General features: G+C 72.6%; 12 protein-coding genes. 3 read left to right on the top strand and 9 right to left on the bottom strand.

The window, feature by feature from the left end:
* Positions 1–9: 9 nt before the first annotated feature.
* Genes ACGFW6_RS11940 through pdhA form a run of 3 tightly spaced genes read right to left on the bottom strand, consistent with a single transcriptional unit; the run spans position 10 to position 3481 of the window.
* Complete coding sequence (locus ACGFW6_RS11940) at positions 10–1344, bottom strand: dihydrolipoamide acetyltransferase family protein (RefSeq protein WP_393507266.1); 1335 nt, start codon at positions 1342–1344, stop codon at positions 10–12.
* Positions 1344–2348, bottom strand: a complete 1005-nt coding sequence (locus ACGFW6_RS11935; RefSeq protein ID WP_393507264.1) for an alpha-ketoacid dehydrogenase subunit beta — start codon at positions 2346–2348, stop codon at positions 1344–1346. Before ACGFW6_RS11935 ends, ACGFW6_RS11940 begins: the two co-directional genes overlap by 1 nt.
* Positions 2345–3481: a pyruvate dehydrogenase (acetyl-transferring) E1 component subunit alpha gene (gene pdhA / locus ACGFW6_RS11930; protein WP_393507262.1), complete on the bottom strand. Its 1137-nt coding sequence runs from the start codon at positions 3479–3481 to the stop codon at positions 2345–2347. The genes ACGFW6_RS11935 and pdhA overlap by 4 nt, the downstream gene beginning before the upstream one ends.
* Before the next feature lie 175 nt (positions 3482–3656).
* Here pdhA and ACGFW6_RS11925 point away from each other — a divergent pair, with 175 nt between their 5' ends.
* On the top strand, positions 3657–4157 hold the full coding sequence (locus ACGFW6_RS11925; RefSeq protein WP_393507260.1) for an Lrp/AsnC family transcriptional regulator: 501 nt from the start codon (positions 3657–3659) through the stop codon (positions 4155–4157).
* An 8-nt stretch (positions 4158–4165) separates the two neighbouring features.
* On the opposite strand, the gene ACGFW6_RS11920 is transcribed toward ACGFW6_RS11925, so the two are convergent.
* Together ACGFW6_RS11920 and ACGFW6_RS11915 are read right to left on the bottom strand one after the other, a co-directional pair.
* The gene (locus ACGFW6_RS11920) at positions 4166–4756 is read right to left on the bottom strand and encodes a TetR/AcrR family transcriptional regulator (protein WP_393507258.1); all 591 of its coding nucleotides are present in this window, start codon (positions 4754–4756) and stop codon (positions 4166–4168) included.
* The gene (locus ACGFW6_RS11915; RefSeq protein ID WP_393507256.1) at positions 4753–6270 is read right to left on the bottom strand and encodes a 3-hydroxyacyl-CoA dehydrogenase; all 1518 of its coding nucleotides are present in this window, start codon (positions 6268–6270) and stop codon (positions 4753–4755) included. Before ACGFW6_RS11915 ends, ACGFW6_RS11920 begins: the two co-directional genes overlap by 4 nt.
* 160 nt (positions 6271–6430) lie before the next feature.
* On the opposite strand from ACGFW6_RS11915, the gene paaN reads away from it, so the two are divergent.
* Positions 6431–8122, top strand: a complete 1692-nt coding sequence (gene paaN / locus ACGFW6_RS11910) for a phenylacetic acid degradation protein PaaN (protein ID WP_393507254.1) — start codon at positions 6431–6433, stop codon at positions 8120–8122.
* Between the two features lie 70 nt (positions 8123–8192).
* Here paaN and ACGFW6_RS11905 read toward each other — a convergent pair whose 3' ends face one another.
* From ACGFW6_RS11905 to ACGFW6_RS11895, 3 genes are read right to left on the bottom strand one after another with little or no spacing between them, the layout of a single operon-like run.
* Positions 8193–8936 (bottom strand): TrmH family RNA methyltransferase, encoded by a 744-nt coding sequence (locus tag ACGFW6_RS11905; RefSeq protein WP_393507252.1) that lies wholly within the window; start codon positions 8934–8936, stop codon positions 8193–8195.
* The gene (locus ACGFW6_RS11900) at positions 8933–10159 is read right to left on the bottom strand and encodes an HTTM domain-containing protein (RefSeq protein WP_393507251.1); all 1227 of its coding nucleotides are present in this window, start codon (positions 10157–10159) and stop codon (positions 8933–8935) included. The genes ACGFW6_RS11905 and ACGFW6_RS11900 overlap by 4 nt, the downstream gene beginning before the upstream one ends.
* Complete coding sequence (locus ACGFW6_RS11895; protein WP_393507249.1) at positions 10156–10956, bottom strand: DUF5819 family protein; 801 nt, start codon at positions 10954–10956, stop codon at positions 10156–10158. The genes ACGFW6_RS11900 and ACGFW6_RS11895 overlap by 4 nt, the downstream gene beginning before the upstream one ends.
* Before the next feature lie 203 nt (positions 10957–11159).
* On the opposite strand from ACGFW6_RS11895, the gene ACGFW6_RS11890 reads away from it, so the two are divergent.
* The gene (locus ACGFW6_RS11890; protein WP_393507247.1) at positions 11160–12293 is read left to right on the top strand and encodes an acyl-CoA dehydrogenase family protein; all 1134 of its coding nucleotides are present in this window, start codon (positions 11160–11162) and stop codon (positions 12291–12293) included.
* Positions 12294–12311: 18 nt separating this feature from the next.
* Here ACGFW6_RS11890 and ACGFW6_RS11885 read toward each other — a convergent pair whose 3' ends face one another.
* Positions 12312–12641 carry a rhodanese-like domain-containing protein gene (locus ACGFW6_RS11885; RefSeq protein WP_393507825.1) on the bottom strand — a complete coding sequence of 110 codons (330 nt, stop codon included), beginning with the start codon at positions 12639–12641 and terminating at the stop codon, positions 12312–12314.
* Positions 12642–12651 lie beyond the last annotated feature (10 nt).

The raw sequence follows: 12651 nt of genomic DNA, 5'->3' as shown, positions 1-12651 counted from the left end.
ACGGACGGGTCAGAGTGTGCGCAGCAGCACCGCCGGCTGTTCGACGCAGTCCGCCACATACCGCAGGAAGCCGCCCGCCGTGCCGCCGTCGCAGACCCGGTGGTCGAAGGTGAGCGAGAGCTCCACGAGCTGGCGCACGGCCAGTTCGCCCTCGTGCACCCACGGCTTGGGGATGATGCGGCCGACGCCGAGCATGGCGGCCTCGGGGTGGTTGATGATCGGGGTGGAGCCGTCGACCCCGAACACGCCGTAGTTGTTCAACGTGAAGGTGCCGCCCGTGAGTTCCGCCGGGGTGAGAGTGCCCGTGCGGGCCGCCTCGGTGAGCCGGGCGAACTCCGCCGTCAGGGACTCCGCGTCCCGCGCGTGCGCGTCCCGCACCACCGGGACGACGAGTCCCCGCTCGGTCTGCGCGGCGAAGCCGAGGTGCACCTGGTCGAGCTGGACGACCTCCCTGGCCTCCATGTCGACGGTGGAGTTGAGCTCGGGGAAGCGGGCCAGGGCCGCGGTGCAGATGCGGGCCAGCAGGGCGAGAAGGGAGATCTTCGGTCCCCCGGCGGCGTTCATCGCGGTCCGTGCCCGCATGAGCTCCGTCGCGTCGGCGTCCACCCAGCACGTCGCGTCCGGGATCTCCCGGCGGCTGCGGGAGAGCTTGTCGGCGACCGCGCCGCGGACGCCCTTGAGGGGCACGCGGATGCCGCCTGCGGGCGCGGAGGAGCGGACCGGGGCCGGGGCGGGGGCCTCGGCGGGCACCGGCGCCGGCGCCGCGGCCGGCACGCGGGTGTGCGGCTCGGCCACCGACTGCGCGGTACGGCCGTGCGCCTGGGCGGCCCGCAGCGCGTACTCCACGTCGGCCCGCAGGATCAGCCCGTCCGGTCCGGAGCCGTGCAACTCGCGCAGATCCAGGCCGTTCTGGCGGGCGAGCCGGCGCACCAGCGGGGAGATGACGGGTACGGGACCCTCGGCCACCTCCTGGGCGGCGGCCCCGTTGGCGGACACCGGCTCCCCCGGCCGCACCCTTCGGCGTCGCGCGGGCGCCTCGGAGGTGCCGTAGCCCACCAGGACGTTCCCGGAGCCCTCGCTCTCGCCGTCGGCGGCCGGGGCGCCCACGGCCACCGTGATCAGCGGCGCCCCGACGGGCAGTTCGGTGCCCTCCTCGCCGAAGCGGGCCGTGACGACACCGCCGTAGGGGCAGGGAACCTCGACCATCGCCTTGGCCGTCTCGACCTCGACGACCGGCTGGTCGATCGCGACGACGTCGCCGACCTGCACCAGCCAGCGCACGATCTCCGCCTCGGTGAGCCCCTCCCCGAGGTCGGGGAGCTTGAACTCGAGCACCTGTGCCATCAGCTCTCGGCCTCCCACTGCAGACGCCCCACGGCGTCCAGGATCCGGTCCACGCCGGGCAGGTGGTGACGCTCCACCATCGGCGGCGGATAGGGGATGTCGAACCCGGCCACCCGCAGCACCGGTGCCTCCAGGTGGTGGAAGCAGCGCTCCGTGACCCGGGCCGCGATCTCCCCTCCCGGTCCGCCGAACCCGCCCGACTCGTGTACGACGACCGCCCGTCCGGTCCGCCGTACGGAGGCGGTGACCGTGTCGTCGTCGAACGGCACCAGCGAGCGCAGGTCGACGACCTCCAGGTCCCAGCCCTCCTCCCGCGCCGCCTCGGCGGCTTCGAGGCAGACGGGCACGGACGGTCCGTACGTGATGAGCGTGGCGCTCCGCCCGGAGCGCCGCACCACCGCGCGGCCGATCGGTTCAACGGTCTGCGGGTCCTCGGGGTTCCAGGAGTCCTTCGACCAGTACAGACGCTTGGGCTCCAGGAAGACGACCGGGTCGTCGGAGGCGATGGAGGCGCGCAGCAGCCCGTAGGCGTCGGCGACGGTCGCGGGCGTGACGACATGCAGCCCCGGAGTCGCCATGTAGTACGCCTCGGACGAGTCGCTGTGGTGCTCCACGCCGCCGATGCCGCCGCCGTAGGGGACCCGGATGGTGATCGGGAGCGGCATCCTGCCGCGGGTGCGGTTGCGCATCCGCGCCACGTGCGAGATGAGCTGCTCGAACGCCGGGTAGGCGAACGCGTCGAACTGCATCTCCACGACCGGGCGCAGGCCGTACATGGCCATGCCGACGGCCGTGCCGAGGATGCCCGCCTCGGCCAGCGGGGTGTCGGTGCAGCGGTCCTCGCCGAACTCCTTGGCGAGGCCGTCGGTGACGCGGAAGACGCCACCGAGGGTGCCGACGTCCTCGCCCATGACGTGCACGGACGGGTCGGCGGCCATGGCGTCGCGCAGCGCGCGCGTGAGGGCCTGCGCCATGGTGGCCGGCTTGACGGCGACGGTGGTCATCGGTGCGACCCCTCGGACTCGGCGTGCAGCTCCGCCTGCAACTGGGCGCGCTGTTCGCGCAGTTGCGGGGTGGGCTCGGCGTAGACGTGGTCGAACAGGTCCATCGGGTCGAGCGCCGGGTCCTGGTTCATGCGTTCGCGCAGGTCGGCGGCCATCTCCTCGGCGGCGTCGCGGGCGGCCTGCCTGCCGGCGTCGTCGAGCAGACCCCGCTCGGTCAGCTCGTGCTCCAGGAGCGCGATCGGGTCGTGCCCGCGCCAGGTCTCCACCTCGGATTCGCCGCGGTAGCGGGTCGCGTCGTCGGCGTTGGTGTGGGCGTCGATGCGGTAGGTGATCGCCTCGATCAGGGTGGGACCGCCGCCCGCGCGGGCGTGCCGCACGGCGTCGGCGAGCACCTCGTGCACCGCGGCCGCGTCGTTGCCGTCGACCAGCCGGCCGGGCATGCCGTAGCCGACGGCCTTGTGGGCCAGCGACGGGGCCGCGGTCTGCTTGGCGAGCGGGACGGAGATCGCGAAGCCGTTGTTCTGGACCAGGAAGACGACCGGCGCCTGCCACACGGCGGCGAAGTTCAGCGCCTCGTGGAAGTCGCCCTCGCTGGTGCCGCCGTCGCCGACCAGGGCGAGCGCGACCACGTCGTCGCCCTTGAGGCGGGCGGCGTGGGCGAGGCCGACGGCGTGCGGGAGCTGGGTGGCGAGCGGCGTGCACAGGGGGGCCACGCGGTGCTCGTGCGGGTCGTAGCCGGTGTGCCAGTCGCCGCGCAGCAGGGTCAGGGCCTCGACGGGGTCCACGCCGCGTGCGACGGCCGCGAGGGTGTCGCGGTAGCTCGGGAAGAGCCAGTCGCGTTCCTCCAGGGCGAGCGCGGCGGCGACCTCGCAGGCCTCCTGGCCGGTGCTGGACGGGTAGACGGCGAGGCGGCCCTGCTTGGTGAGCGCGGTCGCCTGCACGTTGTACCTGCGGCCCCGGACCAGCTCGGCGTAGAGCCTGCGCAGCAGGTCGGGGTCGGCCTTCGCGGCCGCCTCCGTCCCGAGGACGCGGTAGGGCTCTGCGTCGGGCAGCAGCGGCGCGGGGTCCATACGGGGCTGCCAGGCGGGCGGCGGCGAGGGCCGGTAGGCACCTCGCTGCTCCATGACCGTCATGACGGCACCTCCTCGTGGGAGTGGCTACGGAAGGCGCAGCTCCTGTGATGCGCCTCACCTACCGATTGTTCGGTCGTCGGCACATTTTGGCTACAGGCCCCCCGAGGCTGTGGACAAACGGTTCTCCACAGCCTCCAATGAACGCAGTACGTCCACGGAAGGAAGGTGGGGGGACATGGCGCCTGAACAAATGGCCGAAGGGTCGGACGACGGCATCCTCCTGCCGCCGGCCCGGCCGCTCGACGCCATAGATCAGGACATCCTCCAGATGCTCCAGGCGGACGGCCGTGCGTCGATACGGTCGGTGGCCGAGCGGGTACACGTCTCGCGTGCCAACGCCTACGCCCGCATCAACCGCCTCATCGAGGACGGCGTCATCCGCGGTTTCGGCGCCCGCGTCAACCATGAACGCGCAGGTCACGGCACATCCGCGTACATCACGCTGAAGATCGTCCAGAACTCCTGGCGCACGGTCCGCGAACAGCTCCGCCAGCTGCCCGGCGCCTCACACATCGCGCTGGTGGGCGGCGACTTCGACGTACTGCTCCTGGTGCACACCCCGGACAACCGCGCCCTGCGCGAACTCGTCCTCACCCGCCTCCAGGCGATCCCGGAGGTGCTCAGCTCGCGCACCCTGCTGGTCTTCGAGGAGGAGGACCTGGAGCCCCAGGGCTGAGCGCCGCTTCAGGCGGCCCTGCGCAGGCCCCCGAAGACCAGCCGCACCACCGTCTCGGCGACCTCGCGTTCGTTCATGCCGCGGCCGTCCGGGCGGTACCACTCCACGATGGAGTTGACCATGCCGAAGACGAGCCGGGTGGCCAGGCGGACCTCGACGTCCCCGCGGACCTCGCCCTCGGCGGCGGCCGCCCTGAGCAGGGCGGCCACCTGGTGGTCGAAGTCGCGGCGCCGCTCCAGGGCCCAGCGCTCGGTGTCGGTGTTGCCGCGCACCCGCAGCAGCAGCGTCACGTACGGCAGCTCGGCTATGAGCACCTCGACCATGCGCCGCACGACGTACTCCAGGCGGTCCGCGGCGTGCCCCTCGCGCGCGTGCTCCTCGTCGAGGATGCCGAAGAGCCCGTCGAGGGCACGGCTGACGGCGCGGCGCAGCAGCTCCTCCTTGCCCGTGACGTGGTGGTAGATCGACGACTTGGAGATGCCGGCCGCCCTGGACAGGTGCTCCATGGACGTGCCGTCGTAGCCGCGTTCGTTGAAGACCTGCACGGCGACGGAGAGCAGCGTCTCCGGGGTGTACGTGTCGCGCTTGGCGGTGGTCATGAGGTGCTGCCCTCCCGCTTGTCGGAGGCGTAGGCGTGGCGGTACAGCGCGAGGGAGGGCGCGTAGCGGCCGGAGGGCTCGCGCACGTGCAGCTCGTCCAGGAGGTCGTAGGCCCAGCCGCGGCCCAGGCGGCGGCTCCATTCGAAGGGCCCCATGGGGTAGTTCACGCCGAGCCGCATCGCGGTGTCGATGTCCTCCACGGTGGCCACGCCCTTGGCGACGGCGTCGTGCGCCAGGTCGACGATCCGGGCGACCGTGCGGGCGACGATCATGCCGGGGACGTCGCCGATGACGCTGACGTCCTTGCCGAGCGCCTGGAACAGGCCGATGGCCTCGGCGAGCGTCTGCGGCGAGGTGTCCTGCGAGGCGGACAGGGCGATCCGGGTGGCGCGGCGGTAGTCGACGGCCAGGTCGAAGTAGACGACGTCCCGGAACTCGACGGACGTCTGGCCGTCGGCGAGCGCCAGCTGGCCGCCGCTGGGCAGCACCAGACGCGTGCCGTGGTCCTCTTCCTCCTCGCGCACCGGGATGCCCGCCTCGCGGATCAGCGGCACGAGCTCGGAGGCGGGTCCGAGGTCGCCCTCGGCGACGACGTAGGCGGGCTGCTGCTGCTTCTCCGCGGTGTGCGGCTCGTCCCGCTCGGCGTCCTGCGCGTAGTCGTACCAGCCCTGTCCGCTCTTGCGGCCGAGCCGGCCCGACTCGACCAGGCGGCGCTGGGCGAGCGAGGGCGTGAAGCGCACGTCGTTGAAGAAGGCCTGCCACACGGAGTGGGTGACGGACTCGTTGACGTCCTGCCCGATCAGGTCGGTCAGCTCGAAGGCACCCATCCTGAAGCCGCCGCACTCGCGCAGCACCGCGTCGATCGTGGCCGGATCCGCCCCCTGCGCCTCGTAGACCGCGAAGGCCTCGGCGTAGAAGGGCCGGGCGATGCGGTTGACGATGAAGCCGGGGGTGTCGGCGCAGGCCACGGGCGTCTTGCCCCAGGCGCGTGCCGTCTCGTACGCGCGCGTGGCCGACGTGACGTCGGTCGCGAACCCGGAGACGACCTCGACCAGCGGCAGCAGCGGCGCGGGGTTGAAGAAGTGCAGGCCGACGAAGCGGCCCGGGTTCGCGAGGGCGCCACCGATGGCCGTGACCGACAGGGACGAGGTGTTGGTGGCGAGCAGGCAGTCCTCGTCGACGACGCTCTCCAGCTCGCGCAGCAGCTCCTGTTTGACGTCGAGGCGCTCCAGGACGGCCTCGACGACCAGGGCGCAGTCGGCGAGCTCGGCGAGGGACTCGGCGGGCAGCAGCCGGCCGCGGGCCGCGTCGCGGTCGGCGCCGCTGAGGCGGTCCTTGGCGACGAGCCGGTCGAGGCGGGCGCCGATCGCCTCCGCCGCCGCCCGGGCACGCCCGGGAACGGCGTCGTACAGCCGTACGGGATGGCCGGCGACCAACGCGACCTGGGCGATGCCCTGGCCCATGGTGCCGGTGCCGACGACGGCCACGGGGCTGCTGAGGTCGAGAGCTGTCATGAGCGCGATCCTCCCGCACGGGGTTTTCCACAGATGCGGCGGACCCCCTTGAACCGACCGATCGTTCGGTTACTCTAACTCTGTCTGGCTGTTCCTGCCCCTGTTTCTGCCCAGGTCATGAGCTCGACGGAGAGCTCTGGAATCGAGGAGTTGGTCCCGCATGGCCGCCGAACTGACCGCCCACGAGCTGATCGCCAAGCACCGGCCCACCCTCGACCAGGCGCTGGAAGCGATCCGCACCCGGGCGTACTGGTCCCCGCACCCCGAGCACCCCAAGGCCTATGGCGAGAACGGCAGCCTGGACGCGGCGGCGGGCAAGGCGGCCTTCGACGCCCTCCTGGGCGGCCGTCTCGACCTCGGCCAGCCCGGCACCGACGACTGGGTGGGCGGCGAGACGTCCCCGTACGGCATCGAGCTGGGCGTCGAGTACCCGCACGCCGACCTCGACACGCTGCTGACCGCCATGCAGGCCGGCCGGCGCGCGTGGCGCGACGCGGGCGCGGAGATGCGCGCGGTGGTGTGTGTGGAGATCCTCAAGCGGATCAGCGACCGGACGCACGAGTTCGCGCACGCGGTCATGCACACCTCGGGCCAGGCGTTCATGATGGCGTTCCAGGCGGGCGGCCCGCACGCACAGGACCGCGGCCTGGAGGCGGTGGCGTACGCCTACGTCGAGCAGGTCCGCACCCCCGACACCGCGGAGTGGACCAAGCCGCAGGGCAAGCGCGACCCGCTCGCGCTGAACAAGCAGTTCACGCCGGTCCCGCGCGGAACCGCCCTGGTCATCGGCTGCAACACCTTCCCGACCTGGAACGGCTACCCGGGCCTGTTCGCCTCCCTCGCCACCGGCAACCCGGTCCTGGTCAAGCCCCACCCGCGCGCGGTGCTGCCGCTCGCGCTCACCGTGCAGGTCGCACGCGAGGTCCTCGCCGAGGCGGGCTTCGACCCGAACCTGGTCGCGCTGGCCGCCGAGCGGCCCGGCGAGGGCATCGCCAAGACCCTGGCGACCCGCCCCGAGATCCGGATCATCGACTACACCGGCTCGACCGTGTTCGGCGACTGGCTGGAGGCCAACGCCCGCCAGGCGCAGGTCTACACGGAGAAGGCCGGCGTCAACACGGTGATCGTCGACTCCACCGACAACTACAAGGGGATGCTGTCCAACCTGGCCTTCTCGCTGTCCCTGTACAGCGGCCAGATGTGCACCACCCCGCAGAACCTGCTCATCCCCCGCGACGGCATCCGCACCGACGAGGGGCCCAAGACCTTCGACGAGGTCGTCGCCGACCTCGCCCGCGCGGTCGACGGCCTCCTCGGCGACGACGCCCGCGCGAACGCGCTGCTCGGCGCGATCGTCAACCCCGACGTCAAGGCGCGCCTGGAGGCCGCCGCCGGACTCGGCGAAGTCGCCCTCGCCTCACGGGAGATCGCCAACCCCGAGTTCCCGGACGCGGTAGTGCGGACGCCGGTGATCGTGAAGCTGGACGGCGCCAAGCCGGACGACGAGGCCGCGTACATGAGTGAGTGCTTCGGGCCGGTGTCGTTCGCCGTGGCGATGGGCTCGGCCGCCGACGCGGTGGAGCTGCTGCGGCGCACGGTGCGCGAGAAGGGCGCGATGACCGTCGGCGCGTACACCACCGACGACGAGGTCGAGGGCGCGATCCAGGAGGTGTGCCTGGAGGAGGCGGCCCAGCTGTCGCTGAACCTCACCGGTGGGGTGTATGTGAACCAGACGGCGGCGTTCTCGGACTTCCACGGGTCGGGCGGCAACCCGGCGGCGAATGCGGCGCTGTGTGACGGGGCCTTTGTGGCCAACCGGTTCCGGGTTGTCGAGGTGCGGCGGGAAGCCTAGGAGTTCGGCAGGGGCGGGAATCGCGCGGCTGCCGGTCGTCTGTGGCTCGTCGCGCGGTTCCCCGCGCCTCTCAAGGGGCGCTCGGCGAACCGGCGCTCCAGTGGTACAAGGTCATCGCCACGCTCGTCGCCAAGTTGTAGCTGGAGACCTGGGGGCGCATCGGCAGGGACAGCAAGTGGTCGGCGCGCGCCCGCAGTTCGGCCGACAGGCCGCTGCGCTCCGACCCGAAAGCGAGGACGGCGTCGTCCGGGAGCTTCACGCCCCGGATGTCGTCGCCCTCCGGGTCGAGGGCGTACAGCGGGCCGACCGGCAGCTCGGGCACCGTCAGCCGCTCGACGACGGTCGCGAAGTGCAGGCCCGCACCGCCGCGTACGACCGTGGGGTGCCAGGGGTCGAGGGTGCCGGTGGTGACCACGCCCGTCGCGCCGAAACCGGCGGCCAGCCGGATCACGGCGCCGGCGTTGCCGAGGTTGCGGGGGTTGTCGAGGACCACGACCGGGGCGGAGCGCGGGGTGTGCGCCAGCCTTCCGAGGTTGGCGGCGCGCGGCGGCCGTACCGCGAGGGCGGCCACCGCCGTGGGATGCGGGCGCGGCACCAGGGACGTGTACGTCGACTCCGGGACCTCGGTCAGGTGCGCGGCCAGGGCGTCCCGTACGTCCGGCGCCAGCTCGTCGGCGAGGGCCAGCGTGGCCTCCCGGTCCACGGCGACCGCGAGCGGGACCTCGGCGCCGAAGCGCACGGCGTGCTTGAGGGCGTGGAAGCCGTCGAGCAGGACGGAGGACTCGGCGAGCCGGTTCCAGGAGGTCAGGGTCATGCCGTGAAGCCTACGGGCGTGTGCTCGGGGTTCTCCGGCGTGCGCGGCGCCGGGGGCTCCGCGGGGTCGCCGCCGCGCCGCACCAGAGCCGTCAGCCGGCCACGCGCGCGCGCCGCCCCATCGCCCAGGCGCCGCAGGAACGACGTCGGCAGGAAGACCGCGTCCGCCGCGATCATCGCCAGGGAGAAGAACGGCAGACCGAGGACGACCGCGATCACGGCGTGCTCGGTGATCATCGCCGCGAGCAGGACGTTCTTGACCCGCCGGTTGAAGAGCGTGAACGGGAAGGCGACCTGCACCAGGACCGTGCCGTAGGTGATGAGCATCACCATCGTGCCGCTGGAGGACAGCACGTCGGCGAGCGCGGGCCAGGGCGAGAAGTAGTCGAGGTGCAGCGGGTAGTAGACGGCGGTGCCGTCCTGCCAGCGCGAACCCTGGATCTTGTACCAGCCGGCGGTCGCGTAGATCAGACACGCCTCCGCCATGATCACCAGCAGCGCGCCGTTGTGCACGACGTTGCCGATGACGTCCAGCAGGATGCGGGGCTCAGCGGTCCGCGCGCGCCGGTCCACGATCCACCGCACGGCCGGCGCCAGCCAGCTGATCCACAGGATCACCGGCACGGTCGGATCGCCGTCGAGCCGGCCCGCCGCGGTCACCGCGACCAGCATGAACCCCGACACGCTCCACAGCAGGGGGCCCACCCGGTCCGGCGCCACCCGCTCGCCGCGCGCGCGTGCCCCCCGCCCCCGCCGTGCCCGGCGCTCGTCCAGCGACCAGACCTGGCCGCAACGCGTGAAGACCAGATAGACGCACATCAGGTGCAGGACGTTGTCGCCGCCGTCGCCCATGAAGATGGAACGGTTCTGGAGCGAGAGCACGCCCACCATGAACAGCACGGACATCGCGCGGGTGCGCCAGCCGATCAGCAGCAGCACGCTGGTCAGCACGGCGAAGACGTACACCGTCTCGAACCAGAAACCGCCGCCGAACCAGATCAGTGCGGTGAAGGAACCGTTCGTCCCGATCAGCTGCTGGGCGAGGTCGAAGTCCCAGGGCCCGTCCGGGCCGTACAGCTCCTGGCGGTGCGGGAACTCGCGCAGCAGGAACAGCAGCCAGGTGGCGCTGAAGCCGATGCGGATCACGGCCGTCTGATACGGGCCGAGTGCGGACTCCGTGACGCGGGCGATGGCGGAGGAGACCGCGAGGGCGAAGCGGTTCACCGCGCGCCTCCCGTGCCGGCCGCGTCGGCGGCGGCCCGGTCCTGCGGCACCCGCCACCAGGGCAGCACCCGATAGCTCGGCCTGTCCGAGATCTGCTCGTCGCTCCACTTCGGCGGGGGCACATTGGTGGTGCGCGAGCGGACCTGGACACGTTCGACGAGGCCGCCCTCGCCGGCGGCGTCCGCGCGGTCGAGCCGCAGCTCCACTATGCGCCGCAGATACGTCTCGGACAGGGCGCCCCGCAGCCCCACGGGACGGTTCGCGGTGTCGTGCGTGGCGACGAAGAAGTCCCAGGCCCGGCGCAGCTCGTTCTGCTGGGTGTGGCTGGGCAGCAGATTGCCGTCGATGGCGTCGCCGTCCTGCGCGGAGAGGTCGTACCAGCCGGTCGTGCGGGTGCCGCCGCCGGCCGTGGCGACCTGGGCCCTGACCTGCACCGCGATGTTCTGCTGGAGCGGGTTGGGGGCGAACAGCTTCCAGTTCTGCTCGAACTCCGGGTATATCCAGTCGTCGATCGCCTGGCCGTGCGCCTTGGTGACCGTGTTCGGCGGGGCGACGTGCAGAAAGACCATCCCCGTGTGGACACAGACCGCGATGGCGACCACGGCGACGGCGAGCGCGGCGCAGATCTGGTACTTCAGCGAGAGGGCGGCCACTCCGGTGCGCGGCTCGGGATCGACGGGGGCGGGCGGCGGCGGGACGGTGAGGGGCGGCTCGCCCGGCGGGGCGGGGCGCGGCACGGGGGGCGGCTCCCGGTCCGGCCCCTGCCGGCCGGCCGAGCCTGCGTCGTACGCGTCCATCCTGCCCCGATTCCCGATTCCGGTCCGTCCTGCCTCAGCGCTCGCACGGGAACGGTACTCAGGCCGGCCCGCCGGGCACAGCCCCTGCCGGGCCGACGTTGCCCACACCTTACGGGGGCGCCGACGGGACCATTCCCTTCTTCTAGAACCTGTTCTATCTTGACGCACCGTCAGATCGCCGTGCGTGTGGAAGGGCAGGGACCGTGGACTTCACCTTCACCGAGGAGCAGCAGGCGGCGGCCGAGGCGGCGCGCGGAGTGTTCGCCGGCGTCGCGCCGGACGCGGTGCCCTCTCCCGCGCTCACTCCGGGTGCCGTGGCCGACACCTTCGACCGCCCGCTGTGGGGCCGGCTCGCGGACGCCGACCTGCTGAGCCTGCTCCTCGCGGAGGAGTACGGCGGCGCGGGCCTGGACGCCGTCGCCCTGTGCCAGGTACTGCGCGCATCGGCGAAGGTGCTGGCCCGGGTGCCGCTGCTGGAGAACAGCGCCGCGGCAGCCGTCGTCCAGTCGTACGGCGGCCCGGAACTGAAGGCGGACCTGCTGACCCGCGCGGGCCGCGGCGAGCTCGTGCTGACGGTGGCCGCGCACGGCCGCACCGGCCACGACCCCGCCGAGCTCGCCACGACCGCCCGGCGGGACGACACCGGATGGCTGCTGGACGGCGTGCAGACCGCGGTGCCGTGGGCCTACGACGCCGATCTCGTCGTCGTGCCGGCCCGTACGGAGGCGGACCTGACCGTCCTCGCGCTGGTGCCGCGCGAGGCGGCGGGGGTCTCGCTCGCCGAGCAGTTCTCGACCAGCGGGGAGCGGCTGGGGGAGCTGCGGCTGGAGTCGGTGCGGCTGACGCAGCGGGACGTCATCGACACCGAGGGGGCGTGGGAGTGGCTGCGGGAGCTGCTCGCCACGGGGACGTGCGCGCTGGCGCTCGGGCTGGGGGAGCGGGTGCTGGCGATGACGTCCGAGTACGCGAGCAAGCGGGAGCAGTTCGGACATCCCATCGCCACGTTCCAGGCGGTCGCGGTGCAGTCCGCCGACCGCTACATCGACCTGCGCGCGATGGAGGCCACCCTGTGGCAGGCCGCCTGGCGGATCACCTCGGGGGCACCGGGCGCGCTGCCCGCCTCCGGGGACGTGGCCGTGGCCAAGATCTGGGCCGCGGAGGGCGTACGACGGATCGTGCAGACGGCCCAGCACCTGCACGGCGGCTTCGGCGCCGACGTCGACTACCCACTGCACCGGTACCACGCCTGGGCCAAGCACCTGGAACTGGCGCTCGGCCCGGCCGCGGCGCACGAGGAGGCGCTGGGGGATCTGCTCGCGGCACATCCCCTGGCCTGACCTGCGGGCCCGGGTGCTCTACAGCACGTACCCGGGCTGCCCCTGGTCGTTCACCACAGGACGTCCGGCCGCCGCCCACACCTGCATGCCGCCGTCGACGTTCACCGCGTCGATGCCCTGCTGGACCAGGTACATCGCGACCTGCGCCGAACGGCCGCCGGAGCGGCAGATCACGTTGACACGGCCGTCCTGCGGGGCGGCCTCGGTCAGCTCGCCGTAGCGGGCCACGAACTCGCTGATGGGAATGTGCAGCGCGCCATCGGCGTGGCCCGCCTGCCATTCGTCGTCCTCGCGGACGTCCAGGAGGAAATCGTCGGCCTTGAGGTCCGTGACCTCGACGGTGGGCACGGCAGATCCG

Origin of the sequence: Streptomyces sp. Y7, from assembly GCF_043195415.1 — a bacterium.
GTDB lineage: Bacteria > Actinomycetota > Actinomycetes > Streptomycetales > Streptomycetaceae > Streptomyces.
Note: the sequence above shows the minus strand (reverse complement) of the source record. Positions and strands in the feature narration are given on the sequence as shown.